Source organism: Pseudomonas borbori (genome assembly GCF_900115555.1).
Lineage (GTDB): Bacteria > Pseudomonadota > Gammaproteobacteria > Pseudomonadales > Pseudomonadaceae > Aquipseudomonas > Aquipseudomonas borbori.
Genome location: NZ_FOWX01000018.1, coordinates 36,027 through 62,032 on the forward strand (window position 1 = coordinate 36,027; position 26,006 = coordinate 62,032).

Below are 26,006 nucleotides of genomic sequence, written 5' to 3' on the forward strand. Positions count from 1 at the left end.
CGCCGCGGCGCACAAGCTAGCGCCGCCAGCACGCCGCCAGGCTGGCCCCCGTAGCCTGCCCTTTGGCCCCAGTATTGCCTAGGGTCATAGTGCCGCAGGTATCGTTCGCCATGCCCCCCTTGGATACATGCTGGCTGTGGGTTCGCGGGCGAAGTTCAGGTCGTAATATTTGCTGGTACCGTCCTTGGGCGACTCCGTGAAAGGCAGATCGGGGGCCGCCTCACTCGCCCTCCCCTGGCAGAGCCGGGGGAGGGCCATTCGCTACTGCAGCTGGCGCCAGGACTGACGTCCGACCTTGTCGCCCGAGCCCTCCTCCAGCGTTACCCCTAGCGTTCCGCTGGAACCAGAGGTGTACTTATATTCGACTTCACCGGCGCCGATGATACCGGGCGTCTTGATGATCTCGCCAAAGCTCTTGCCGTTTGCCGGGAGCCTGGTCCCATCGTCCAGGAGAATGAAGTCGTTATCGTCAATCAAGCCGTCGCCATTCACATCGAAGACCGAGTACGGCAAGCGACCACCATTGAAGGCGTCCAATTCCATCAACCAGCTGCTACCGCCAAAGGCACATGCATCCGCCGAGGGGATCAAGGTGGTGAATATGATTCGCCCGCCCCGCAACAGCGCCTGGCTAACCACCCGTTCTCCCGCCCCATTAGTGGCCCCAGGCGATTGCAAGTCCAGGTAGAAACCTTTCTTGGTCGAGTAATCGACCTCATTCGTCGAGGTCATACGGTAGCCGAACCGGTATTCGCCCCACGACTCTACCCCCGACGTCACCCCCTCATTGGTCACCGTCTGCTGTACCAGACTGGACAGCGCGGTAACTCTCGAGCCGCCATCGTAGACCGCATAGAAGCGCTGCAATTGTGGCGAACTGCCAACCACGTTATCGCCTGTCTCGAAGTACTTTCCGGTACCGAAATAAACCATCACGCCACTACCGGCGGCAGGGTTGCGACCTGCAGTAGCGCGAGCGGTTATCGCCTGCCCCGCACCACCTCCGACAGCGGTGAACAACGGCTTGGGAGTATTGCCTTGCTTATAGGCCACATCCCATTGCGTAGCGTTGGCATGGGTCAGGTCGAACTTCCACATGTTCCCCAACAAATCACCCGCATAAACCACATCGGTGATCCGGTCGTTGTTGGTATCGACCGGCAGCGGCGTAGCCAATCCATTGCCGGTCCCCGAAACGCCCGTATCGATCGCTTTCAATAACTGCCCATCGGACAACCTGACGACAAACAGCTTCACATTGTCGCCGCTGTCGTAGCCGTTGCCGAAGATGGCCACCCAATCCCCCGATGCAAGCCTGGCAATCACGGGATTGCTCATGGCGGTACCCAACTTGTCGGTCGCATTCGCGGCGGTGGAAAACTCCCAGAGCACGCTGTTCGCTCCCAAACTGCCCGGATCGCTTACATCGATGGCGAACACCGACTTGCCCCCCGCCCCGGTAGAACCAACCAGGACGGTTTTCCAAGCACCGCCGATATAGGCATCTGAGGCCCGCGCAGAGCCGTCGACAAAGTATTGGTGGGTATAACCAGGGTCCGTCAGCGACGCCAACTTGGGCGCCGCCTGCGACCCATAGGCGGCGGCGGGAATGAACGCGAACAGCTCGCGACCCGTATTGGCATCGAAACCATGCAACATCCCGTCGTTCGCGCCGACGTACAGCATGGGTGTTTTGCTCTGCTTGGCTGTCACGTAGGCCGCATAGCTGCTCCCCCCAGTAGCCAGCACGGAGAAGCCGAAATCCTCCTTCTTCACGAACAAAGGATCGGAGTTGACGACATCGCCCAGCAACCTGGTCCGGTTACGATATGGCCCGCCTTGATCAACTTCCCGGGCCTGAGAGCCGCGCAGCCACTCCAGCCGCTCCTGCCCCACCAAGTCTGCGGCACCGTTATTCAGGGCGTCACGCTGAGCCTCGCTGAGCAAATTCCAGCTAGCCGTCACGAAGCTAACCGCCTGGCTGCCCGTCCAAGTCACGATATTGCGATCGGCCGCTGCCGGAATGCCGTCACTGGTCGACCACGCCAGGGAAGCAATCTGCCCGCTGGAATCCACCGGGTAGGCGAGCAACTCGCCGGACCAGTCGGCACTGTCAAATTTTGCCTGGTAGACGAAGGTGTCGGCATCCAAGCGTGTCGAGTTGGTTGCTACCGCCGATGCGGACCCTGTATTGGCGATGATGTTGTTCAGGGCAACCTTGATGGTGGTGGCAACTTCGGCGGGAGTCTTCGCGTTCAACATCTGCCCGCGACCATTGATGGTGGCGTGCCACAGGTCATCCACAGCGCGCGGGCTGCGAGCCGGGAAACTGCTCCACCAAGCGGGCGGAGCGGCGTAGGGGTCGACTTGAGGATCTGCATCCGGGTCGAACAGAATACCCTTGCTGCCAAGCGTGACCCCGTAAGTCAGCATATGCAGGTTACGCTTGCAATCAGTCCCCGGGGGCGGGCTGGCCGTATTGCAAGCGGAGGCCACAGGTACACGACCGGCAGGAAAGCCCGCACCGGTGCGCAGGGGGCTGTTGTAATACTTCATGGCGATATCCGCCATGGTATCGCTCACGGTGTCGGCATAGGGCTCGCCCTGGTTGCCATCGGCGTTGCCCGCACTCGGGCTAGCCGTAGAACTGTTGCTGAAGCCATCGGTAAACAGGATGGTCGCATTGGCCTGACAGGCGAACTGGACCGGAGCGTCGGCGTCCGTTCGTTTTAGTTGTTCACCGGCATGGGTGAGCGCCTCACGGTTCGGCGTACCGCCGTTGACGGTTGGCGCCAGTACTGCCGAAAAGAAACTGTCGCGCTGGGCAGGCACGGAAAGATCGCGCATGGTCAGTGCGGTTCGGTTGTTAATGCGGAAGGTGGCTGCCCGAATCGTGGTCATGTCCTTGAAGGACGCGGCCACCCCACCCCGAGTCGCCAGCTGGCGCTTGCGGTAATAGCTGAACCAGTTGGCGAAATTCTGGATGGCGGCCTGGTACTTGGCCGTATCGGAAAAGTTGCCCGGCTTTATCTGGTACAGGTACAGATCCGCTGCACTCGCCCCCGGAGAGAAGCCGCTTCTCTGCGCAGCGGCGGTATAACCATAAGATGCGGGAAGCAACTCACTGGAGTAGAAAGAGGCCGGAAAATAGCTGATGGCGTAGCTCGTATCATTGCTGACGGTCTGCCCCCCGGGGACGGACGAGAATGGCACCACCCCGTCTGCTGTCAGCGTTCGCCAAGAGCCACCCAGATGAATCTTCGTCCCGAGCGCAACGGGCATTCCCTCATACAGCCTGAACAGGTGGTTCGCTTCGGTACTTTCCACATTGGCCGTCAAGTCGAACGTCATCGAGCCGGAAAGCCAGGGGTCGGCTTTAGCAGCCGTGGCTGGCATATCGGCAAAGGTTCTACCCGCTACCGAAGGCCAGGGTGCATAGGTTTGGCCCGGATCGAAATATGCCTTGTTGTACTCGACCGACCTGAAAAAGGCATAGGCGGGCAACGGCGGAACAGCATAGTGGTCATTACCGGCGTCTGAATATATACGCCCGCCGGCCCCGGTATCGCTGCCGTTAGGAAAAAGGTAGGCAAACTTCTTCCACGTACCGTTGGCGTTACCTGCGTGGTTGAAGTTCAGCCGGGTACCCCCGACAAAACTATCTGCTGAGAAGGCGGCATCCGTCCCCCAGCCAACAAAACCACGCCGCCCCGCATCGCTATCGATACGCCACCAAGGCGCACCATCGTTGGAAGGCAACAGGAACTCGGAATCCATGCTGCCGGAATCATCGATGGCCATGATGACATTGGGTGCGACTTGCGCACTGAGAGATAGCGGTTGTTGGGATACCGTCAATGCCGATGCAGACAGTGAAATCCCCAAGGTCTGCACGAAGGCAAACGCAACAATCGCGCAACGACGGGCTCTTCCTGAATTGATAATATCGAACATACTTGATCGACCCTCATTGACGCGAATGTATTGTCCCAGAGCGCCACCAGGCGGGGGCGGCACGGAACTAAGCGATTGTTATTCTAAGGCGCCTTACAGCACCGCCCTGCAGCAGGCTCGCGGCTAGCGACACATAGATGGAACAGCGGCCGACACTATCGCTAGCCGCCAATAACGACTTACCAACAAGCCGCCAGACTCTTGGTATTGCTATTCAGGGTGCGCGCTCCGGTATGGCTGATCTCGAAATTCCCACACCCATCGCTTGCCATGCTGCCGGTACGCGTAGCCCGCAAAGTGAAACTGTTCCTGGTCGCCGTGCCGGTCACTGCAATGTTGTAATAGGCCGTGCCGTTAGCGGGAACCGCAGTGGTAAAGACCGCGGCCAGCGCGGTACCACCACTGTTGAGGTACGTGCCATTGACCGAATAATTTCGCTCAATACTCTGTACCGCCTCCAGCAACGCCGCCTTGGCTTCGGCACGTTTGCCGCGGCTTATATACTCGGTGTAACCCGGGTAACCAATTGCCGCCAGGATCCCTATGATGACTATAACGATCATCAACTCGATCAATGTGAAACCTTTGGTTTTACTCAGTTTCATCCATTCACCTCTAGCCCTTGGCATGCCCAACTTCACACTCGAGCTCGCCTAGCGCCGATATGTCGTTTGCAGAACAGACATCGAGTTTTCCGACACCCCGAAACCACGCGCGGTCACCCGGTAGACTTCAATCTGCACCGGCGGCGTGTCCGCATCCAGGGGCGCATTGACATCCACGACCACCGGGTACTTTTCGATAATATATTGCGGCTGGGTGCTAACGTGACCAAGCCCCGACTGAGTCACCCAACCGGTAGAGGCCCTGTTACTCCAACTGGGTGCCATACACGCGGCCGCCGTGCTCGTCGGGCTGCAAATAGCAAAACGTCCCTGCGTCCCGGCGAAGTCGCCCAACGTTGCTGATTGCAAGTAACTCTCGCCTTCACGCAATGAGAACTCCGCCGCCAGGAAGGCCGCATTATAATCGCGCGCACTGCCCGCCATCTGTTCTTGCAACGTGGCACTTTGAATGGAACTGACGCCAATCATGGTCAGGATCAACAGAAAAACCAAACAGACAATCAGCGTCGCACCTTGCTGACGAATGCCAAGTTGAATAGGCATACGCCTCTCCTCAAGGAACACGATTTCGAACTGCAACAACAGTCCCGAATTTCTGGCGTAACCTGCCATCGGCGGTCACGGCGCTACCGTTGTAGTTGATCGCCTGCCCACCGCCACCGGCCAACTTGCCGTCCACCGCCTGCATCAACAGACTAAAACGCACACTAACCACTTTGCCCCAATCCACTGAGCCACTCGCGGGCTGATAGGAGTCCGCCAGATTGTCGTCACCCGAATCGACGCCGAATTCAAGTTGCATATCCTCTACACCCTCGATCAACTCGTAAGCGGTAGCCGTCTCCGCCGTCCCCCCAGCCTTGCGCTGTACATACAAGGCACGAATAGCATCGCCGTTCGGCGTAGTCCGCCCGGTGTTCCTCACGTAATACGCGACCGACTCGAACATCAGCACCTCGGCGTCCGGCCCATAGGCCTTGCTGAGGTTATTGCTGGTATTTATATTATTGGCATGCGCGATCGTGACAGTCCCCGCGCTGCTGGATACGCCGGTAGCCCGAAATATATCGGCATTAATACAATCCGAAATGAACAGAATATCCCCCGCCACGGCGCCCAAGGAATTCGAGACCACCTGGATATTGGCATTGACCGCACTCATGTTCCCGGTCAAACGCATGGAACCGCTTGCCGCCTTGCGCATCACCAGGGTATCCGTGCCAGCCACCGCCCCCCAGGTATTGGAGGCCGCCACATCATTCTGCCCCACAATAATTGCATCGCCATCGAATGCCGAAACAGCCAGCCCACCACCGTCAGCTTCCGCAATGATATTTACCGGGATACGATCGACATTGCCGCACCCCATAAAACCTGACATGCGCAAGTCATTGGCCAGATAGTTGACAGCGAAACGGCCATTTTCCTGCAACTGGCCCATGGTCTCCTGCAGGCGATAGGTATTCTTCGAGGATAAGAAAACCTGTAATACCGCGATACCGATCAATAGGCTGATCACTAGCGCTACCATCAATTCCACCAGGCTGAAACCCGTGCTGCGTTTTCTATCACCCGCCATTACCCCGATCATAGCCGGGTCTCATATACAAATTGCTGGCCCGCCGCCCCACCAACACGCGACTCGTCCCACTGCACGGTAATAATAAATTTCCCAGCACTGCGTTGGACCGCGCCCGTGCCGCTCGGAAGTTGCTCATCGAGCGCAGCCCTCCATTGCTGCAAATCGGTCGCGACTATGCTCGAGCCGGTCGGCGCGCTGGCAGTGAGACTGATATCGTAACTACCCGCCTGCGCCTTGGTGCGATTGGCCCGCATCCGATCGGTGATGTCATATACCAAAAAGGTCGCCTGCGATCGCACTGCAGCCACCTGGTTATACTTCAACGCATTGAGTTGCAAGCTGGCCATCCCCAAGATGCCGCTCCCCAACACCAGAACCGAAACCAAGACTTCTATCAGACTAAAACCCGCCGATTGACGACCACTGTTCACGAGCAAGTCCTCCGCTCTGACGACACACGCCCCAGGTGATTGATTTTGATATCGCGCTCCAACGAGCAATGGTCAGCTCCCACCCGGAACTGCAACGTCGTACTGCTACCCGGGGTTCCAGCACTCAAGTAACCCTGGGCGTTGAACATAACGGTGGCTGCACTGGAAACGAGGGTGTTTCCGCCAGTCAGCGCTGGAAACTCCTTGAGCGCCTCGCCGTCTTGAAAAGTGTTATCGCCATTTGCATCTACCCAAATACGCCAGCCCCCCGTCCAGCTTGTGCCGCTGGCCAAACTGACACGAACGAGAGTGGAACGGCGGATAGCCTCGCTACGTGCGAGATTGATCGCAGCGAAAAGAGTCGTGCGCTGTGATTCGGCGCGATTGGCGCGGATCATCTCGGCGAAATTAGGGCCGGCAATGCTCAATATAATGACCAGCACAGCCAACGTGACCATCATCTCGACCAGAGTGAAACCTTTCTGCGACATAGAATCTGCCTCTAGGGGCCAACGACGATATGCAAGAGCACGCCAAAGGGGGCGAATACGGAAATCACTCATTATGCAGGTAGCCACGAGCGGCAGGTTTGATCGACAAATTGTTGACCACCGCTATGGCGTTGCCGAGGAACGTTGCTCTGGCGTATAAACCATCGATCACCAGGCAATGCCCGCCACCTTGTAAGCACGCTTGCAGAGCGGGCGAACCGAGACGCCCGCTGGGGCTTATCGGCCAGAAAAAAGCACGGGTGACCCGCAGCATGCTGCTGATGGATGGAACGGCGATCCCGAGAACTATCGCAAGCACTGCGATGGTGATCATCGGTTCGATCAAGGTGAAGCCTTTCTGCGGCATCGCATCCACTCCATAGATGTCATCTTGCGTAGCACGCAGGACCGCCCTCTCCCTCCCCTGCAAACGCCCATCCATGGACAAACGGTCAAAAAATTCCGACTAGCGGTAATTTTGCGCCTCGGGATCATAACCGACTGATACGAGCGTTTCATATCGTTAATGTCAAGAACTGCGACCTCGCCCCCATATTGGCGGGTGACGGAAGGCGCAGCGCGGGAAAGCCGACGGGGCTGGAGCGAGGCGAACGGGCTTATCGGCAAACAGGCAGTTGCCGCGCCCGAAGACAGGAGAAAACGAAGGAAGTGGGCGCTGGCGGCAAGAGGGGATTAGCCAGAGTGGATGAGGCCGGCGCAATGCACGAGTCCAGCCCCGCCGCCTTTGCGGCGAGTCGCCGTTGTTTGATAGTGGGTGTAAAGGCTGCCAGCAGGGGCAGCCGGTTACGGCGGTTGAGCGAAAGGCAACGGGTCAGGAGCAGGTTCCGGTATTGGTCCTGGCCACTGATGCACGGCCTGTCGCGGTGATAGTGACCACCCGTTCTTGAGTGCCAACGCTGGGGGTGGCGCGGCAGGCTGTCAATGTGGCCTGAGTGGCCCCTACACCAGTTCCCTGAAAGCGCACGCTGTCGACAGTGCCGGTAATTTTAAAACCGGAGGCTGCCGCCTGATGCCGCAGCAGTACCGTCTCTCCTGCATCCAGCGTCCCGTCGTCGTCGGCATCGTGGAATACCACCCAGCCTTGCTCCCAGCCCCCAGTGATGCAGCTTGCGCCATCGGCGGAGACGCACATCCGCACCGCCTGATTACGTTTGATCGCCTCACTACGCGCCAGCACCGCGCCCGCGACCAGATCGTTGGCCTGGGAGCGCAGCTTGCTGCCCAGGGTCATGTCGGAGTACGACGGCACCATAATTGCCAGCAGCGCTGCGAATACAGCAAGAGTGATCAGCAACTCGACCAGCGTGAAGCCGTGCTGCCCAGATCGCTGAATAGAAGTAATGCGCCCAATCATTGCTCGATATTCCAGTACACGCGGCTTTTGTTAACCGCAGAACCACTAGGCTCGGGTGCATAATCAACTTCCACGGGGGAGTTTGGATTACCGCCAATCAAGAACGGAACATCGCTGCACACTCCGTCACTGGTACATACAGTCACTATCCCCGACACTGGAGAAGGTGGCAGCCCGCCGCCATCAATAACTTGAAAACGATCCGTCCCCTTGGCCGGTGAGGCATCCAGAAAATTCATGTTATAAACCCGAGCCGTCCCAAGATTTGAACCGCAACTGGTCGACGATGCTACGGTTGGAGTATGGGTACTGAAGGTTACCACCCCAAACACGACCACTGCAGATGTCACTACCTGTTCTTTATCGTGGATGGTACCTGCTGTACCGTACTGTAAATACCAGCCTTTATTATCGGCACCGCTTAGTTCGGACTGTTGATCAGCCGTTAGCCCCGCACTATTGGCATCGATTTCCAACAACACATCATCGTCGAGACTAATCACCTCTGGGTCGGCTGAACGATCATCCTTAATCATGAAAAAGGCGTTATTAACAGACGCAGTTACAGCGTCGGTACTCAATGGATGTTCGCGATCGCCAGAGCCCAACAGCACCGCATTGAAACCACTGGTCACGACGACTTCCGGAGCAAACAGGAACTTGCGATTGGCCACCCCGCCTGGACAAGTCTCGGTATCACAGCCAAGCGCAGCGATTGGATCGATCGTCCAGGTCGACGGGGCACCCGCGATATTGACCCGATAGACATTACCGCCGGTATCTGCCGCATACGCGTACTGCGCCAATCCGCTGCTATTGGTAACAACCGTAATGTCGCCCACTACGCTGCGGTCTGTAACCATAGTGCTATTCAACACCGTGCCAGTATCTGCATCCAGCACATAGACATTGCTGCCCTTGGGGGCGCCGGAGGTGCAGGTATTGAGATCAGAGGAGACCGTGCCATCCTCGCATGAGTCATAACCGCCGCCCATGATCACCATCGGCTTGTAGTTCGTAGTAGTAGTGGTGACACCGTCGCCGTCTGTGGAGCTGGTAACGCTGGTATAGCCTGCCGCCTTGATTACCTTGGGCGCCGACCAGGTCTGGCCAATATTACTCAACCCGGTGGTTGCACTGTCAGCCTTCCATTTCAGCCTTGGGTCAGTGAGGTTCGTGCCGGCACTGACATCGAATGCGTACACCGCACTGCCACCCCGGCGCATCGCAGCATAGACCCAAACATTGTTGCCATCTTTATGCGCAGTCACCGGGCCGTCGAAGAAGTAATCCTTGCGCGTGGCTGTAGCTATCGGCGTGCCTGGATAATACAACTCAGGGCTGTTCGAGCGCAGTCGTGCAAACTTGCTGTAGTGCTCCGGCGCCACAAACGACCAGAGTTCGTTGCCGTCGGTATCGCCCTGATTGCCATTGATGGCGCGCAAAGTGCCATCATTGGCGCCATAGAACACCACCACACCGGTGCTGCCACCGTAATCCACAGCTACCGGGCGGGAGTGCACCACGTCGCCATGCACCGAGGGACGCATATTGGCGGCAGTCTGACCCGTTTTCTCAGGGGTAGCCGTGTTATCCGCACCGGCAATCCAAGCAGCAAGATCGGATGCCAAGCCAGAGTTGGCGGCATTCATGACAGGAAGCGATAGTCCAGCCGAGCAGCCATTACAGGTCTTGATGTTGCGTGTAGTCGGCGTAAGGCCGCCACTCCTGAGGCTATATCCTGCTGCACCCTTCTCGACGATATCGCCGTCAGGTGAGTTGGACCGATCCAGATTAGGGACGACTACCTCGTTGATAGTCGTACAGGTGCCTTGCGGCAGGAACGACCAGTAGCTGTCTGGATCCTCAGGTGTCCAGAAACTGCGCGCACAAGGCTTGAGGAAGCCTGTCTTTGCCGTGCTGATGGCGGATGCTCCATCCGCATCGCCAAGAAACAACTTGAATTCACCGCCGGAGGTATCCGCTACAAACTTATATTGCTTGAGGTTACCCGCCCAACGCGGATTAGCATCAGCGTCCGGACGGAACATGCCGATAAACACTTGGTTCAGATAAGTGCCTTGGGTACTAACGCTGATTGGTAGGCTGGCCGAAGCAAATACACTGTTTACCGCCTGAATCTGGCTGAAGGTATCTAGAATTGCGACCGTCAATTGATCCACATCACTGGCGGCAAAATAGCTGCCGTAACCATTGTCGGCCATCGCCCTTATGAAATTGGGGTAATTCCCGTCACTCGAATGTCCCGTAACGGCAATCCCGTGAGTGATGATGCCTTGCGCGTCATCCTTGTCACTTACATCCGCGCCGCGCATATACCGTGCGTATTCATCGGCCCAGTTGCCTTGGTCACTGTTGCTGACTTCGCTGGTTGGATAATTGATCTGTGTAGTATTGCCGCCCAAGCCATCCAGGAGATCACGCGCCTCGTTGTTAGTCACCTCGCCAGGCCCGCCATTGGCGATGAAGATGATGTGATTACGCCCACAACTGTTAGCGGAGGGGCTGACATACTTTCCGCCCGCTACGGCTGCTGCATCCCACTTGCTACCGGCGGTGCCCTTGTAGGGTGTTTCTCCCTTGAAATACAGGTAGGCCTCATGCAATGCCTTGGCAAACGCGGCATTGTTACCTTTATCATCGCCAATACTAAGAGCGGCAACCTTTGCCTTGAGTACCGCTTTATTTGCAGTCGTCAGCGGCAAAAAGGCCTGACGCGGGTACCCCCCACTATTGGCGGCTGGCGACTCATTGAAGAGCATAAAGCCAACATTGAACTTGGCACCCCCATCCGCCTCGGTCGGCAGGGCATCAATGGCGTTGTAGAGGGCGCACTTCTCAATCGCCATCTTAGTGCCCTGCTCTTTACCTGGATTACTGGCCTTTGGCCCGACAGGAATTTCCGCAACAACTCCATTTTCCTTATAGAAACATGAAGCAAAAGAACCGGAACTCCAGTTTGCCGAGTTATCCAATATAAGCAACACATTGGGAAGTCCAGAATTCGGCGGTGTGATACCCGCAAACAGGTCGACGTCTTCCGCATAAGTATTGCAGTGCAGAATCAGTGCAGTCAAACCCAGCACGCTCTTCAGCCAAAAGCCTTTCATTATCCTTCTCCTAAGCGTCTATGCACTGCACTCAACTGCACTTTGCAAAATCTGGGTCGAGTTCGCCCATATACTTGCGCACACCATGACGCACGGTCACCGCCGCTCCCGACAGCCCGTCAGCCACAACCGACTTGAGTTCCCAGAGGGTGTAGAAACCGCTGGTACCGTGAATATTAGAAGAAACACCACTAAGGAGGGCTTCATCAACGGGGGCCGGCGTTGCTCTTCGGCAGCCTTCCACTGTCACTATCACCTGATAAGGCGGGGTCGCCGGATCCTGATCGAAATCGAGTTCGTAGGGTTGAGCCGCGGTCAGGCCGGTGAAATTCAGGCTTACCACCTGCTCAATGGCCGCGTTCGCCGCCGCAATGGCTTCGTCGCGAGACTGCATATTACCCACGGCCTTGAGATTGCTGCCGCTCATGTTGAACGCACTAGAAATCATCAGCGTAAATAGAAGCAGCATGATCAAGCCAACGATCAGGGTTGAACCACGCTGAGAATGTAACGATCTGGGCAAAGTCATGGTACCTCTCTTCTGCCAGATATGTTGTTCAGGCGCACCGTGCTGGAAAATACATGGCGCTTAAAGTTGTCATTAAATGGCCCGAGCGTGGTTGTGCCAAGGCTATAGGTCTTGCCATCGGTATAACCTGGCGTTGCGGTAAGACTGCGCACCAGCACATACACTTTAACCGCAACCACATTCGCCAGCTGATCTGCGGCACAGACAGTTGCGGCAGGGTGGGTCGAGGGAGCAGTCGTATCGGCAGAGATATTAGCCAAGGGGCAACGCACATAGGTATCGGGAGCACCGTCGACCGGACCGTCATCGATACCCAACTCAACCCTGAAGCCTTCCACACCCTCAATCATAGGCTCAGCGGCAAGATGTTTGTCCACGTCGAACCGTGAACGCATCAAGGTGTCATCGTCGCGAATATAATAAATATTCGACACAAACTTCCGTCTATCCGCAGCGGTCGCGCAGTCCATCTGATGAAGATCATGGTCATCGGTATCAAGCACATAGGAATAAGCTGTTTCAGGCGAGGTCGAACACAACGATGTCTGGAAATAAACTTTCCCAGCGGTATTTTCACAACCACCCACCCCAGCCACACAAGTTTCTGCGTGGCGCACCACCAAGAAATCAGTGTTGGCTTTTATATCTGCGCCTATCGCCGGCGAGGCACTGGTACAGCCCGTCGGCGCATCGTCGTATGCCTGTACGGGAATACCCAGCAGATTGTTTTTGTGCGCAGAGGTCCAGTCTGTATCACTGTAAGCAAGACAGGGATTTGGCACTGGATCGGTAGGAGCATCACTCGCCACGGTGGTCAACGTCAGGTCATCAAACTGGGGGACATAGCCGTCCCAAAACCCGCCATGCGAGAGGTCGTTCTGCAACAACTGAATGGCAAAACGACCATTCTCGATCTGGATATTGGTCTTGGCCATTTCATCGTTGGTGCGAGTGACATCCAGAAAGAGTGTGAGCACGCCCCCCATGATCAGCAAGCTGATGACCATGGCAACCATCAATTCGATGAGACTAAAACCAGATTGCGGGCCCTGCCCAATGGGTCTGCACTGCTTGCTTTGCACTTTTATTAATGGGGTTTTCATAGTGTGGCCACCCGCACGATGGTAGTGACCACACGACGACAAACATCATTGGCGCAGGTTGAACCGGCAGAACCATAGCTATTTGCGCCACAGGCAACACCCGCCGAAGGGGCCGCGAGGGGAAACAGGCCCTGCCAAGCCACCGTGACGAGGTATTGACCACTGCCAAGAGACTCGACACAGCCTCGACCACCTAGCATCGCGCCTATCTGACTGGTACCAACGTTTTCCGCCGCGCCTTGCAGGGCGGAGCACCACTCGCTGGAGTCTCTTTGCTTGCGGCTACCTGAATTGCTTGGGCAAGTCATGCCAACACCAAGCGGGCTGGCCGTTCCCGTAACGTAGGTAGCTGCATTATTGCGATTGCTGGCAATGCGATTGGCCATGTCATTGAGCAGCAACAGAGCCTGGGATCGCTGATAAGCCTCCATCTCGGACTGCTGCAACCGCGACTGCAACCCCGCGATACCCAGCAGACCGATGGAAAGAATAATCACGGTGACCAGCACCTCGATCAGGGTGACACCGCACTGATTACGAATAGTCGGTGGCATAAGCATAATCACCACTTCTCCGGCGGCGTCTTGGCCCCTTGACTATTCAGCGTCAGGTCGCCATCGCCTGCCTGAGCCCCCGTCGGCACGAATGTGATCGTAAAGGAAGGCTCAGACCCCGCACCCAGCTCGATCTTGAAGCCATATTTAGCGGACACGTCGGCAGGCAACACGTAGCCGGTACTGGTTTGAAAAGCGGTAGCGTTGGCGGCAGCGACATAGGCGCGGTTAGCAAGGAGTAATTGTTGTTCGCGGTTGGCTATATCCATCATCGCCGCCTGCGCCGCAGCGCGATTGCTCTTGATGATGTATTCCTGATAGTTCGGGTAGGCAATTGCGGCCAGGATGCCGATGATCGCAATCACGATCATCAATTCGATCAGGCTGAACCCCCGCTGCTCAGTTCGCTTCACCATATTCCCTCTCGCGCTCGTTTTTATTCACATGCCCTACCCATATGCCGGTAGGGTACGAATCATTGCACCGGGATACCGCTAACCAGTGCGAAGTTTCGACAGTTGGCGCTTTTCCATTCACGGACGGCCATGTCCATCGACTCAGGCGAATCTAGCAGACCGTTGAAAAACTACCTACGTTGCCGATACGGCGTTAAAAACGGCCTCGCGTGCGAGCCCAGTCAAAATGCTCATTTACAGCACGTAAACTGCGCTTTTTCGGCCGTTTTTGCCTTGTCTCGGCTGCCTCGCCTACATTTTTCAACGGCCTGCTAGCAGCTTTCCTCGATAGCTTGCCCTGCCCTTTTCTTGCTGTTCTTACGCTCTTGCCTTGCGCTAATTCCTTGCAAAATCCGGTTTCCCGACTAGAGCTTATAGGCCAGCCGCGGGAAACACCCCGGTCGGCGCGACCATCGGAGCCGGAACGGAGACGACCGGCACACGCCCTACCAGGATGGTGGGGTACCCCAACCAAGAGGCACGGACGCCATGCACCGTCACGCTTGCGGTTTCACCCTCCCCGAATTGCTCACCACGCTCGGCGTCCTCGCGCTGCTGAGCAGCGTCGGCGTGCCTGCCGCCCAGCAATTCGTCGGTAACCAACAACTGGTCAGCGCCAGCAATATGCTGGCGGCGAACCTGGCCCTGGCTCGTAGCGAATCGATCAAGCGGCGACAGCCGGTGTTGCTCGACAACACCGATGGCGATTGGGCCAGTGGCTGGCGGGTGTTCGTCGACCTGAACGACAACGGCCAACTGGATGAAGGCGAACCCCTGCTCAGGCAGGAGCCGTCGCTACCCAAGGGCGTGATCGTCAAGGGCAATACGCCGGTCAGGCGCTATGTCCGCTACACCCCGCTTGGCAACGCCAAGCTGCTGGGCGGCAGTTTTCAGGCGGGAACCCTGACGCTCTGTCATGCGAGCGGTGAACAGGCGGTCAGGCGTTTGGTGCTGAGCGCGAGCGGCAGATTGAGACGGGCCAGAGATGAGCCGAATAATTGCTGAAGGGGCATGCTGGATGAGCCCAGGGGTAACCTGGATAGCGCTCCCCGGATTGCGCTGTCGCTTATCTGGGCTACGCAATCGTAGCCGCTCGCTGCTTCCCAGGCGCTGCATGCGTGAGGGCAGCGTATTGCTTCGCGAGTACGCCCTCAAGCACCCGAGCTCCGTAGGATGCAGGCAGTGCACCGTGGCTCATCGATGCGGCACAGAAGCTGGCGGGCTGTCGCTGCGCTCCGAACGGAACGCCGCCCCGGGCCGCCCTACTCCCAGTGTTGCTGCATGCTCAGAGCTGCTGGACGCGCAACTCCTTCGGCATCGAAAACGTCACATTCTCCGGCCGCCCTTCCAGCTCGCTCTCGCCTGTCGCACCCCACGCCTGCAGTTGGCTGACCACCCCACGCACCAGCACCTCGGGCGCCGAGGCGCCGGCGGTGATGCCGATACCTTTGATGCCATCGAACCACTCGCGCTTGAGGTCTTCGGCGCCGTCGATCAGATAGGCCGGAGTGCCCATGCGTTCGGCCAGTTCGCGCAGGCGGTTGGAGTTGGAGCTGTTAGGGCTGCCGACCACCAGCAGCACGTCGCACTCGGCGGCCAGTTGCTTGACCGCGTCCTGGCGGTTCTGGGTGGCGTAGCAGATGTCGTCCTTGCGCGGCCCGCCGATGCTGGGGAACTTGCCGCGCAGGGCGTCGATGACCTTGCTGGTGTCGTCCATCGACAGGGTGGTCTGGGTGACGAAGGCCAGGGCCTCGGGGTTGCGCACCTGCAGGCGCGCGACATCGGCCTCGTCTTCCACCAGGTAGATGGCGCCGCCGTTGCTGGCGTCGTACTGGCCCATGGTGCCTTCGACCTCCGGGTGACCGGCGTGACCGATGAGGATGCATTCGCGGCCTTCGCGGCTGTAGCGCACCACTTCCATGTGCACCTTGGTTACCAAGGGGCAGGTGGCATCGAAGATCTTCAGGCCGCGCCGTTCGGCTTCGCTGCGCACGGCCTGGGACACGCCGTGGGCGCTGAAGATGACGATGACGTCGTCGGGGATCTGGTCCAGTTCCTCGACGAAGATGGCGCCGCGCGCGCGCAGGTCTTCGACCACGAACTTGTTGTGCACCACCTCGTGACGCACGTAGATCGGCGGGCCGAAGACTTCTAGGGCGCGGTTGACGATTTCGATGGCACGGTCGACACCGGCGCAGAAGCCGCGGGGATTGGCGAGTTTGATATGCATGGTGGTTCTCGGCACGCGGTCGTTCAGGGGGCAAGTGTAACGCGGGAGCGGGCGCCGTTCCCGTCTTGCGTAGCCCGGATGAAATCCGGGAGGGGTATTCGCGCCTTCCCGGATTTCATCCGGGCTACGGATTCAGGGATGCGCGGCGCAACTATGCTCCAGACGCTCGGCCAGCCAGATCTTGATGATAGATTGGCGCGTCACGCCCAGGCGACTGGCCTCACGGTCGAGGGACTCGATCATCCACACCGGGAAATCGACATTGACCCGCTTTTGCTCATGCCTGGCCCGCTTCGTTTGGGAGAGGTCGAGATGAGAGACGATGTCCTCCTCGCCTTCGTCGACAAGCCGATCAAATTTCGCTGCTTTCATAGAGGGCTATCTCCTCCGTACGGGAGCGGCGCACGGAAATAATACGTATGTGCTCTTGCCGATATGTAATCACGGCTGACCAATGTTTTTCTGCTATGCGCCCAATGACCAGATAGCACGGCTCGTCCTGGGTCTTGGCAGGAATCTCCAACAGGTCGGGATCCTTCCAGAGTCGTTGGGCGACGATGAAATCGATCCCGTGCTTTACCTGGTTGGACTGGCTCTTGGCTTCATCGTAGTTGAACGTCAGCATGGCATAGAAATTATACCAATTACACCCCTGTCACAACTCAAGCCTCGACAACCGATGACCGCCAGCAAGCCGGCTCCTACACAGGCGCGGCACCGAAACATAGACATCAGAGCGCCTTGACCTCGATGATCTCCACATCGAAGCTCAGGGTCTTGCCGGCCAGCGGGTGGTTGAAGTCGATGGTCACCTGGCTGTCGTCGAAGGCCTTGACCACGCCCGGCAGCTCGGCATTGGCGGCGTCGTTGAAGATCACCAGCAGGCCGTCGGAGAGTTCCATGTCCTTGAACTGGCTGCGCGGCATGGTCTGCACGTTCTGCGGGTTGGGCTGACCGAAGCCCTGCTCCGGCTGCACCTGCACGCTGCGCTTGTCGCCGGCCTTGAAGCCGTACAGCGCCTGCTCGAAGCCGGGCAGCAGGTTGCCGTCGCCGACCTTGAAGGTGGCCGGGGCTTTGCCTTCGGTGCTGTCGATCACATCGCCGTTTTCCAGCTTGAGGGCGAAATGCAGGGTGACTTCCCTGTCCGGGCCGATACGTACATCAGTCATGGGGTGGTTTCTCCGGACTTGTTGCTTTTGAACATATCCAGCGCCAAGAGGATGGCGCCGAGAGTAATGGCGGCGTCCGCGACATTGAAGGCGGGGAAGTACCAGCGGTGCTGCCAGTGGACCAGAACGAAGTCGACCACATGGCCGAATATCACCCGGTCGACCAGGTTGCCCAGCGCGCCGCCTAGTACCAGCGCCAGGGCCATGGCCAGCCAGGTTTCGTCCGGTTTCAGGCGCTTGAGCCAGACCACCAGCACGGCGCTGATGACGATGGCGATCAGGGCGAACAGCCAGCGCTGCCAGCCCGATTCGCCGGCCAGGAAGCTGAAGGCCGCGCCGGTGTTGTAGGCCAGGGTCCAGCTGAAGTAACCGGGGATCACCACGATCTGCTGATACAGGGTCAGCGCGTTGTCGAAGTAGAACTTGCTGGCCTGATCGATCACGAACACCAGCAGGCTCAGCCACAGCCAGGGCAACCTGCCGAAGCGGGCGCTCATAGGCGCCCCCCGAGATCGCAGGATGGGCGACAACCCATCAAATGCGGCGATTGCAGCGATGGGGTGCCACCCACCCTGCCCTCTCCCCCGAGAGAGCGGAGCAACGCAGTGTGCGCTACCTCACGCATAGTGACGCACCTCGCCAGCGCCTTCGATGTTGTCCACGCAGCGGCCACAGATCTGCGGATGCGCCGGGTTGATCCCGACGTCCTCGCGGTGGTGCCAGCAACGGCCGCACTTGGCGTGGGCCGATTTGACGATCTTCAGTTTCAGGCCCGCCACTTCGGTCTCCACGGCATCGGCCGGCGCACTGCTCAGCGGCGCCAGGCTGGCGGTGGAGGTGATCAGGACGAAGCGCAGCTCGTTGCCGAGCTTGCCGAGGTCGGCGATAAGGCCGTCTTCGCCATAGAGGGTCACTTCGGCCTGCAGGTTGCCGCCGATGGCCTTGGCCGCGCGCAGCCCTTCCATTTCCTTGTTGACCGCGACCTTGACCGCCATGACCCGCTCCCAGAACTCGCGGCTCAGCTCGAAGTCCTGCGGCAGCTCGCTCAAGCCCTGGTACCAGCCATTGAGCATCACCGATTCGTTGCGCTCGCCCGGCAGGTACTGCCACAGCTCGTCGGCGGTGAACGCCAGCACCGGCGCGATCCAGCGCACCAGCGCCTCGGCGATGTGGAACAGCGCGGTCTGGCAGGAACGCCGCGCCACGCTGTCGGCGGCGGTGGTGTACTGGCGGTCCTTGATGATGTCGAGGTAGAAGCCGCCCAACTCCTGCACGCAGAAGTTGTGCACCTTCTGGTAGACGTTCCAGAAGCGGTAGCTGTCGTAGGCTTCCTCGATCTCGCGCTGCAGCAGCAGGGCGCGATCCACCGCCCAGCGGTCCAGGGCGAGCATGTCCGCGGCGGGCAGCACATGCTGCGCCGGGTCGAATCCGCTGAGGTTGGCCAGCAGGAAGCGTGCGGTGTTGCGAATGCGCCGGTAGGAATCGGCGCTGCGCTGGAGGATGACCTTGGACACCGCCATCTCGCCGGAATAGTCGGTGGACGCCACCCACAGGCGCAGGATGTCGGCGCCCAGGCTGTCGTTGACTTCCTGCGGGGCGACCACGTTGCCCAGCGACTTGGACATCTTGCGACCGTTCTCGTCGACCACGAAACCGTGGGTCAGCAGCGCCTTGTAGGGCGCATGGCCGTCGATGGCGCTGCCGGTGAGCAGGGAGGAGTGGAACCAGCCGCGGTGCTGGTCGGAGCCTTCCAGATACAGATCGGCGCGCGGGCCCGAAGCGTGGCCGAGTGGATGGGAGCCGCGCAGCACATGCCAGTGGGTGGTGCCGGAGTCGAACCAGACGTCCAGGGTGTCGCTGATCTTGTCGTAGTGCGCGGCCTCGTCACCGAGCAACTCGGCGGCATCCAGCTTGAACCAGGCTTCGATGCCCGCCTGCTCGACGCGCTGGGCCACGGCCTCCATCAGTTCGGCGCTGCGCGGATGCAGTTCGCCGCTTTCCTTGTGCAGGAACAACGGGATCGGCACGCCCCAGTTGCGCTGGCGCGAGATGCACCAGTCCGGCCGCCCGGCGATCATGCCGTGCAGGCGCGCCTGGCCCCAGGCCGGGACGAAGGCGGTCTGCTCGATGGCGGCCAGCGCCCGCTCGCGCAGGGTGTCGCCTTCGTTGGGTTGAGTATCCATGCCGACGAACCACTGCGCGGTGGCGCGGTAGATCAGCGGGGTCTTGTGCCGCCAGCAGTGCATGTAGCTGTGCTGGATGACTTCGTGCTTGAGCAGGCAGCCGACTTCGTCGAGCTTGGCGACGATGGCCGGGTTGGCCTTCCAGATGAACTGGCCGCCGAAGAACGGCAGCGACTCGACGTAGACGCCATTGCTCTGCACCGGGCTGAGGATCTCGTCGTTGCTCATGCCGTAGCCCTTGCAGGAACGGAAGTCGTCCTCGCCGTAGGCCGGCGCCGAATGGACGATGCCGGTACCGGCGTCCAGGGCCACGTAGTCGGCCAGGTAGAGCGGCGCGAAGCGCTCATAGAACGGATGACGGAAGCGGATCAGCTCCAGCGCCTCGCCCTTGGCGATGGCGATCACCTCGCCCTGCAGGCCGTAGCGCGCCAGACAGCTCTCGACCAGCTCTTCGGCCAGCAACAACAGCTTATCGCCGGTATCGACCAGGGCATAGTTGAATTCGGGGTGGACGTTGAGCGCCTGGTTGGCCGGAATGGTCCAGGGTGTGGTGGTCCAGATCACGATGCTGGCGGGCTTGCCCAGGCTGGCCAGACCGAAGGCGGCGGCCAGTTTGCCTGCATCTTCGACCGGGAAGGCGACGTCGATGGCATCGGATTTCTTGTCCTGGTATTCGACTTCGGCCTCGGCCAGCGCCGAGCCGCAGTCGAAGCACCAGTTGACCGGCTTCAGGCCCTTGAACACGAAGCCCTGCTTGACCATCTCGGCCAGGGCGCGGATCTCGCCGGCTTCGTTGGCGAAGTCCATGGTCTTGTAGGGGTTGTCCCAGTCGCCGAGCACGCCGAGGCGGATGAAGTCGGCCTTCTGCCCTTCGATCTGCTCGCCGGCATAGGTGCGGCAGCGCTCGCGGGTCAGGTCGGCGGGCTGGTTCTTGCCGAAGGTGGTCTCGACCTTGTGCTCGATCGGCAGACCGTGACAGTCCCAGCCCGGCACATAGGGCGCGTCGTAGCCGGCCAGGGTCTTGGAGCGGGTGATGATGTCCTTGAGGATCTTGTTGACCGCATGACCGATATGAATGCTGCCGTTGGCATAGGGCGGGCCGTCGTGCAGGACGAATTTCGGCCGGCCTTCGCCCAGCTGCCGCAGCTTCTGATACAGACCCATGTCGTTCCAGCGCTGCAGAATCTGCGGCTCGCGCTGCGGCAGGCCGGCCTTCATCGGGAACTGGGTATCCGGCAGGTTGAGCGTAGCTTTGTAGTCGGTCATCTCAGGCTCTTCATTTAATCGGTTGGCCCTGCCAACAGGGTGTGCGGTTGACCCTGCCAATGGGCACGGGCGGCGGCAATATCGGCAGCAATGGCCGCTTTCAGTGCCTCGAGGGAGGCGAAACGCTGCTCTTCACGCAGCTTGTGGTGGAATGCCACCGTCAAACGCCGGCCATACAGATCACCGGCAAAATCCAGCAAGTGCACTTCCAGGTGGGCACTGCCATCGCCGGCCACGCTCGGGCGCACGCCGATATTGGCGACCCCCGGCCACGGCTGACCGTCGACCACGGTGCTGACCAGGTACACCCCGCTCAGCGGCACGCGCTTGCGCTTGAGCTGCACATTGGCGGTCGGCGCATCCAGCTGGCGACCCAGCTTCTGCCCGTGCAGCACCCGTCCGGCGATCTGGAACGGACGACCGAGCAGGTGCTCGGCCAGGGCGAAGTCGCCCGCGGCCAGGGCCTTGCGCACCCGGGTGCTGCTGACGCGCAGGCCATCCAGCTCGACCGTCGCGGCGGCCTCGACGCTAAAGCCTTCGCGCTCACCGGCCTGCTGCAGAAAGGCGAAGTCGCCGACCCGGTCGCAGCCGAAGCGGAAGTCGTCACCGACCTCCAGATGGCGCACATCCAGACCCTCGACCAGAACTGCCCGCACGAACTCGGCGGCGCTCAGCTCGCGCAAATGCGGGTTGAAGCTCAGGCACAGCACCCGATCGACGCCTTCGGCGGCGAGTAACGCGAGCTTGTCGCGCAGACGCGTCAGACGCGCCGGTGCCGTCTCGGGGCCAAAGAACTCGCGCGGCTGCGGCTCGAAAATCACCACGCAACTGGGCAGCGCCAACTCGGCCGCGCGCTCACGCAAACGCGCCAGAATGGCCTGATGGCCACGATGGACGCCGTCGAAATTGCCAATAGTGGCGACACAGCCCCGATGCTGGGGCCGCAGGTTGTGTAGGCCTCGAACCAGCTGCATAACGCGCTTCTTGCTCATAAAGTGGCCGATTATACCTGTAGCGAGCGGCAAGCTACAGGCAAAAGCACAGCAGTAAACGCACTCAATGGCGCAGATGACGCATGCGCAGCCCCAGCGCCAGCAAGGCGCCGACAAACGCCAGCAGCCCGCCGCCGACCAGCAGGCCCAGCCAGAGTACGCGCTGCTGCCAGCCCCAGACGAACCACTCGCTCGGCGCCACATTCAACCACCAGACCAGCGCCACCATGGCCGCACAGGCGCCGAGCAGGCGCAGGCCGTACAGACCCCAGCCCGGCGCCGGCCGATACACGCCGATCTTGTACAGGCCCCAGAACAGCAGCGCGGTATTGAGCAGCGACGACAGCGAGGTTGCCAGCGCCAGGCCGACGTGCTTCAAGGGCCAGATCAGGATCAGATTGAACACCATGTTCGCCACCATGCAGATGATCGCGATGCGTACCGGGGTTTTCAGGTCCTGACGGGCGAAGAAGGCCGGCGCCAGCACCTTGATCAGCATGAAAGCCAGCACCCCGAGCGAATAGGCGCGCAGCGCGGCAGCCGACTGCAGCACGTCACGCTCGGTCATCGCGCCGTAGTGGAACAAGGTGGCGATCAACGGCTCGGCGAGGATCGCCAGGGCCAGCGCCGCCGGCACCCCGACCAGCAACACCATGCGCAGGGCCCAGTCGATGGTGGCCGAAAACGCCTTGGGATCGTCGCCGGCGTGCTGGCGCGACAGGCTCGGCAGGATCACCGTGCCGATGGCGATGCCGAACGCGCCCAGGGGCAACTCGGACAGGCGGTCGGCGTAATACAGCCAGGACACGCTGCCGGTCTGCAGCAGCGAAGCGAGCACGGTATCGAGCAGCAGATTGATCTGGCTGACCGAGACGCCGAACAACGCCGGCACCATCAGCAGCATGATCCGCCGCACGCCCTCGTCGCGCCGCACCCTGGGCGTGGGCAGCAACCTGAGCCGCGCCAGGAACGGCAACTGGAACAGCAACTGGGCCACCCCGGCGATCAGCACGCCCCAGGCCAGGGCCATGATCGGCTGCTCGAAATACGGGGTCAGGTAGATGGCCGCGCCGATCATGCAGACATTCAGCAGCACCGGGGTAAACGAGGGCACGGCGAAACGCCCGTAGGCGTTGAGGATGCCGCCACAGAAGGCCGTCAGCGAGATCAGCAGCAGGTAGGGAAAGGTGATCTGCAGCAGCTCACCCGCCAGCGCCATCTTCGCCGGGTCGCTGTGAAAGCCGGGGGCGAACAGCATGATCAGGTAGGGCGAGCCGACCACGCCGAGGGCGGTCAGGGCGGTCAGGGTCAAGCCCAGGTAGCCCGCGGTGCGGTCGACCAGCTGCTTGACCTCGGCCAGGCTGCGCTGCGTGCGGTATTCCGACAGGACCGGGACGAACGCCTGGGCGAAGGCGCCCTCGGCAAACAGGCGGCGCAGAAAGTTGGGAATCTTGAAGGCGATGAAGAATGCGTCGGCCGCCGGCCCCGAACCGAAATAGGCGGCCACCACCATATCGCGTACCATGCCCAGCACACGCGACAACAGGGTCATTACACTGACCACCGCGCTGGAACGTAACAAGCCGCCCTTCCCTGCTCGCTCGGACATAGGTAACCCCTTGGAAAAGGTCGCCGAGTTTACCGACCCGCATGGATACTGGGTAGGGCGAGCAGCATGTCGCCGCTTGCCGACAATGGGCAGACGGACAGCAGCTAGAACCAAGCCAACGGGCTTGACAATGAACGCCGGCCTCGGCATGATTCGCGGCCTTATTTGTTTGTATCCCCCCAGATTTCGAGGAGCTTGACGGTGGCCAATACACCTTCTGCCAAAAAACGCGCAAAACAGGCTGAGAAGCGTCGTAGCCAAAACGCCAGCCAGCGCTCCATGGTCCGTACCTACATCAAGAACGTGGTCAAGGCTATCGAAGCCAAAGATCTTGAAGTAGCCAAAACCGCTTACACCCTGGCTGTGCCGATCATCGACCGCATGGCCGACAAAGGCATCATCCACAAGAACAAAGCAGCGCGTCATAAAAGCCGCCTGAATGGCCACATCAAGGCCCTCAGCGAAGCTGCAGCCGCTTAATAAGCGACTCACGCTTTACTGCTGCCAGTTGTTAAAAAACCGACCTCAGGGTCGGTTTTTTATTGCCTGCTCGCACCACGAGCCGGTCAACCTCACGGACGCGACGCCTGGGAACCCCGGACAAGCGTCAGCGCCAGACCTCTGCGGATCCGATTGGGCTAAAAAAAATGCCGCCCACCTGGTTTAAGTGAGCGGCATCATGAGGGTGTGAAAAAATTCCCGCCTGCAGCGACCGCCCCAAACGCCCGCCGCGGCGTTTACCGCCCTACCCGCTTAGCCGTTGCTGGGGAAGGCGAACTGCGCCGCCTCGTGGCTGGCGCGCTGCGGCCAGCGCTGGGTGATGGCCTTCTTGCGGGTGTAGAAGCGCACGCCGTCCGGACCATAGGCGTGCAGGTCGCCGAACAGCGAGCGCTTCCAGCCGCCGAAGCTGTGGTAGCTCACCGGCACCGGCAGGGGCACGTTGACCCCAACCATGCCGACTTCGATCTCATCGCAGAACAGCCGCGCCGCTTCACCGTCGCGGGTGAAGATGCAGGTGCCGTTACCGTATTCGTGATCGTTGATCAACTGCATGGCCGCTTCCAGGCTGCCGACGCGGACGATGCACAGCACCGGGCCGAAGATTTCGTCGCTGTAGATGCTCATCTCCGGGGTCACCTTGTCGAACAGGGTGCCGCCGACGAAGTAGCCGTTCTCATGACCGGCCACCACCAGGTCGCGGCCGTCGACCACCAGGCTCGCGCCCTGGGCAACGCCGGCGTCGATATAGCCCTTGACCTTGTCCCGCGCCGCTGCGGTAACCAGCGGCCCCATGTCGAGGCCGCAGACCGTGCCGGCACCGATTTTCAGGCCCTGGATCTGCGGCACCAGCTTCTCGACCAGGGCATCGGCGATCTGCTCGCCCACGCACACGGCCACCGAGATGGCCATACAGCGCTCGCCGCAGGAACCGTAGGCGGCGCCCATCAGCGCGCTGACCGCGTTGTCCAGGTCGGCGTCGGGCATCAGCACGGCGTGGTTCTTCGCCCCGCCGAGAGCCTGCACGCGCTTACCGCGCTTGGTGCCTTCGCTGTAGATGTATTCGGCAATCGGCGTCGAGCCAACGAAGCTCAGGGCCTTGACTTCCGGGGCTTCGATCAGCGCATCCACCGCAGCCTTGTCGCCGTGGACCACACTCATCACGCCCTTGGGCAGGCCGGCTTCGATCAGCAGTTCGGCGATATACAGGGTGGAACTCGGGTCGCGCTCGGACGGCTTCAAGATGAAGCAGTTGCCGCAGACGATGGCCAGCGGGTACATCCACAGCGGCACCATGGCCGGGAAGTTGAACGGGGTGATGCCTGCCACCACACCGATAGGCTGCAGGTCGCTCCAGGCGTCGATGTTCGGGCCGACGTTGCGGTTGTACTCACCCTTGAGAATCTGCGGCGCGCCACAGGCGAACTCGACGTTCTCGATGCCGCGCTTGAGTTCGCCGGTGGCGTCCTCGAGGGTCTTGCCGTGCTCCTGGCTGATCAGTTGGGCGATGGCGCCTTCGTGCTGTTCGAGCAGTTGCTTGAAGCGGAACATGATCTGTGCGCGCTTGGCCGGCGGGGTGTTGCGCCAGGCCGGGAAGGCGGTCTTGGCGGCGTCGATGGCCTGCTGCACGGTGGCGCGGTCGGCCAGGGCGACCTGGTGGATCACCTCGCCGGTGGCGGGGTTGAACACGTCGGCGGTGCGGCCGGTGCCGGCAATGCGCTGGCCGTTGATCAGGTGCGGGATATGGCTCATGAAAATCTCCGTAATCGAATTCTGTAGGGTGGATGAAGGTTGCGGCATCCAGCCAAATAGTTGTGCTGTTGTAGGA

The 26,006-nt window shown here is 60.0% G+C and carries 24 protein-coding genes; 2 read left to right on the forward strand and 22 right to left on the reverse strand.

The window, feature by feature from the left end; genetic code table 11:
* Positions 1-261 precede the first annotated feature (261 nt).
* The 13 genes from BM315_RS14355 to BM315_RS14415 all read right to left on the reverse strand — a co-directional run bounded on the left by BM315_RS14355 (position 262) and on the right by BM315_RS14415 (position 14,192).
* Positions 262-3,954 (reverse strand): pilus assembly protein, encoded by a 3,693-nt coding sequence (locus BM315_RS14355; RefSeq protein ID WP_090502126.1) that lies wholly within the window; start codon positions 3,952-3,954, stop codon positions 262-264.
* Between the two features lie 179 nt (positions 3,955-4,133).
* Complete coding sequence (locus BM315_RS14360) at positions 4,134-4,559, reverse strand: type IV pilin protein (protein WP_170862222.1); 426 nt, start codon at positions 4,557-4,559, stop codon at positions 4,134-4,136.
* Positions 4,560-4,607: 48 nt separating this feature from the next.
* Positions 4,608-5,123 (reverse strand): pilus assembly PilX family protein, encoded by a 516-nt coding sequence (locus BM315_RS14365; RefSeq protein ID WP_170862223.1) that lies wholly within the window; start codon positions 5,121-5,123, stop codon positions 4,608-4,610.
* A gap of 10 nt (positions 5,124-5,133) precedes the next feature.
* Complete coding sequence (locus BM315_RS14370; protein WP_090502130.1) at positions 5,134-6,171, reverse strand: PilW family protein; 1,038 nt, start codon at positions 6,169-6,171, stop codon at positions 5,134-5,136.
* Positions 6,168-6,593: a type IV pilus modification protein PilV gene (gene pilV, locus BM315_RS14375; RefSeq protein ID WP_212632960.1), complete on the reverse strand. Its 426-nt coding sequence runs from the start codon at positions 6,591-6,593 to the stop codon at positions 6,168-6,170. Before pilV (BM315_RS14375) ends, BM315_RS14370 begins: the two co-directional genes overlap by 4 nt.
* A complete protein-coding gene (locus BM315_RS14380; RefSeq protein ID WP_170862224.1) occupies positions 6,590-7,084 on the reverse strand; it encodes a GspH/FimT family pseudopilin in 495 nt (164 codons plus the stop codon). Before BM315_RS14380 ends, pilV (BM315_RS14375) begins: the two co-directional genes overlap by 4 nt.
* Before the next feature lie 64 nt (positions 7,085-7,148).
* Entirely contained in the window at positions 7,149-7,451 is a 303-nt protein-coding gene (locus BM315_RS14385) for a pilus assembly FimT family protein (protein ID WP_141123950.1), read from the reverse strand.
* Between the two features lie 465 nt (positions 7,452-7,916).
* The gene (locus BM315_RS14390) at positions 7,917-8,459 is read right to left on the reverse strand and encodes a GspH/FimT family pseudopilin (RefSeq protein ID WP_090502138.1); all 543 of its coding nucleotides are present in this window, start codon (positions 8,457-8,459) and stop codon (positions 7,917-7,919) included.
* Entirely contained in the window at positions 8,456-11,590 is a 3,135-nt protein-coding gene (locus tag BM315_RS14395) for a pilus assembly protein (RefSeq protein WP_090502140.1), read from the reverse strand. The genes BM315_RS14390 and BM315_RS14395 overlap by 4 nt, the downstream gene beginning before the upstream one ends.
* A 31-nt stretch (positions 11,591-11,621) precedes the next feature.
* A complete protein-coding gene (locus tag BM315_RS14400) occupies positions 11,622-12,119 on the reverse strand; it encodes a pilus assembly PilX family protein (RefSeq protein WP_090502142.1) in 498 nt (165 codons plus the stop codon).
* Positions 12,116-13,222: a PilW family protein gene (locus BM315_RS14405; RefSeq protein WP_090502144.1), complete on the reverse strand. Its 1,107-nt coding sequence runs from the start codon at positions 13,220-13,222 to the stop codon at positions 12,116-12,118. The genes BM315_RS14400 and BM315_RS14405 overlap by 4 nt, the downstream gene beginning before the upstream one ends.
* On the reverse strand, positions 13,219-13,782 hold the full coding sequence (pilV, locus tag BM315_RS14410; RefSeq protein ID WP_244527308.1) for a type IV pilus modification protein PilV: 564 nt from the start codon (positions 13,780-13,782) through the stop codon (positions 13,219-13,221). The genes BM315_RS14405 and pilV (BM315_RS14410) overlap by 4 nt, the downstream gene beginning before the upstream one ends.
* Positions 13,783-13,784: 2 nt before the next feature.
* Positions 13,785-14,192, reverse strand: coding sequence for a type IV pilin protein (locus BM315_RS14415; RefSeq protein ID WP_090502146.1), 408 nt, complete (start codon positions 14,190-14,192; stop codon positions 13,785-13,787).
* A 528-nt stretch (positions 14,193-14,720) separates the two neighbouring features.
* Between BM315_RS14415 and BM315_RS14420 the strand changes: the two genes are divergently transcribed.
* A complete protein-coding gene (locus BM315_RS14420) occupies positions 14,721-15,236 on the forward strand; it encodes a GspH/FimT family pseudopilin (protein ID WP_090502251.1) in 516 nt (171 codons plus the stop codon).
* 280 nt (positions 15,237-15,516) lie between these two features.
* Here BM315_RS14420 and ispH read toward each other — a convergent pair whose 3' ends face one another.
* From ispH to murJ, 8 genes are all read right to left on the reverse strand, one after another.
* Positions 15,517-16,461, reverse strand: coding sequence for a 4-hydroxy-3-methylbut-2-enyl diphosphate reductase (gene ispH / locus BM315_RS14425; protein WP_090502148.1), 945 nt, complete (start codon positions 16,459-16,461; stop codon positions 15,517-15,519).
* 132 nt (positions 16,462-16,593) lie between these two features.
* Positions 16,594-16,833 (reverse strand): type II toxin-antitoxin system BrnA family antitoxin, encoded by a 240-nt coding sequence (brnA, locus tag BM315_RS14430; RefSeq protein WP_090502150.1) that lies wholly within the window; start codon positions 16,831-16,833, stop codon positions 16,594-16,596.
* Positions 16,814-17,086: a BrnT family toxin gene (locus tag BM315_RS14435; RefSeq protein WP_090502153.1), complete on the reverse strand. Its 273-nt coding sequence runs from the start codon at positions 17,084-17,086 to the stop codon at positions 16,814-16,816. Before BM315_RS14435 ends, brnA begins: the two co-directional genes overlap by 20 nt.
* Before the next feature lie 106 nt (positions 17,087-17,192).
* Positions 17,193-17,630 (reverse strand): FKBP-type peptidyl-prolyl cis-trans isomerase, encoded by a 438-nt coding sequence (locus BM315_RS14440; RefSeq protein WP_090502155.1) that lies wholly within the window; start codon positions 17,628-17,630, stop codon positions 17,193-17,195.
* Positions 17,627-18,127, reverse strand: a complete 501-nt coding sequence (lspA, locus tag BM315_RS14445) for a signal peptidase II (RefSeq protein WP_090502158.1) — start codon at positions 18,125-18,127, stop codon at positions 17,627-17,629. The genes BM315_RS14440 and lspA overlap by 4 nt, the downstream gene beginning before the upstream one ends.
* A gap of 120 nt (positions 18,128-18,247) precedes the next feature.
* A complete protein-coding gene (ileS, locus tag BM315_RS14450) occupies positions 18,248-21,079 on the reverse strand; it encodes an isoleucine--tRNA ligase (RefSeq protein ID WP_090502160.1) in 2,832 nt (943 codons plus the stop codon).
* A gap of 14 nt (positions 21,080-21,093) precedes the next feature.
* Positions 21,094-22,053, reverse strand: a complete 960-nt coding sequence (gene ribF, locus BM315_RS14455; protein WP_090502162.1) for a bifunctional riboflavin kinase/FAD synthetase — start codon at positions 22,051-22,053, stop codon at positions 21,094-21,096.
* An 82-nt stretch (positions 22,054-22,135) separates the two neighbouring features.
* Positions 22,136-23,680, reverse strand: a complete 1,545-nt coding sequence (gene murJ, locus BM315_RS14460; RefSeq protein WP_090502164.1) for a murein biosynthesis integral membrane protein MurJ — start codon at positions 23,678-23,680, stop codon at positions 22,136-22,138.
* Between the two features lie 201 nt (positions 23,681-23,881).
* Here murJ and rpsT point away from each other — a divergent pair, with 201 nt between their 5' ends.
* On the forward strand, positions 23,882-24,160 hold the full coding sequence (rpsT, locus tag BM315_RS14465) for a 30S ribosomal protein S20 (protein ID WP_090502167.1): 279 nt from the start codon (positions 23,882-23,884) through the stop codon (positions 24,158-24,160).
* 273 nt (positions 24,161-24,433) lie between these two features.
* Here rpsT and BM315_RS14470 read toward each other — a convergent pair whose 3' ends face one another.
* Complete coding sequence (locus BM315_RS14470; RefSeq protein ID WP_090502171.1) at positions 24,434-25,930, reverse strand: CoA-acylating methylmalonate-semialdehyde dehydrogenase; 1,497 nt, start codon at positions 25,928-25,930, stop codon at positions 24,434-24,436.
* Positions 25,931-26,006 lie beyond the last annotated feature (76 nt).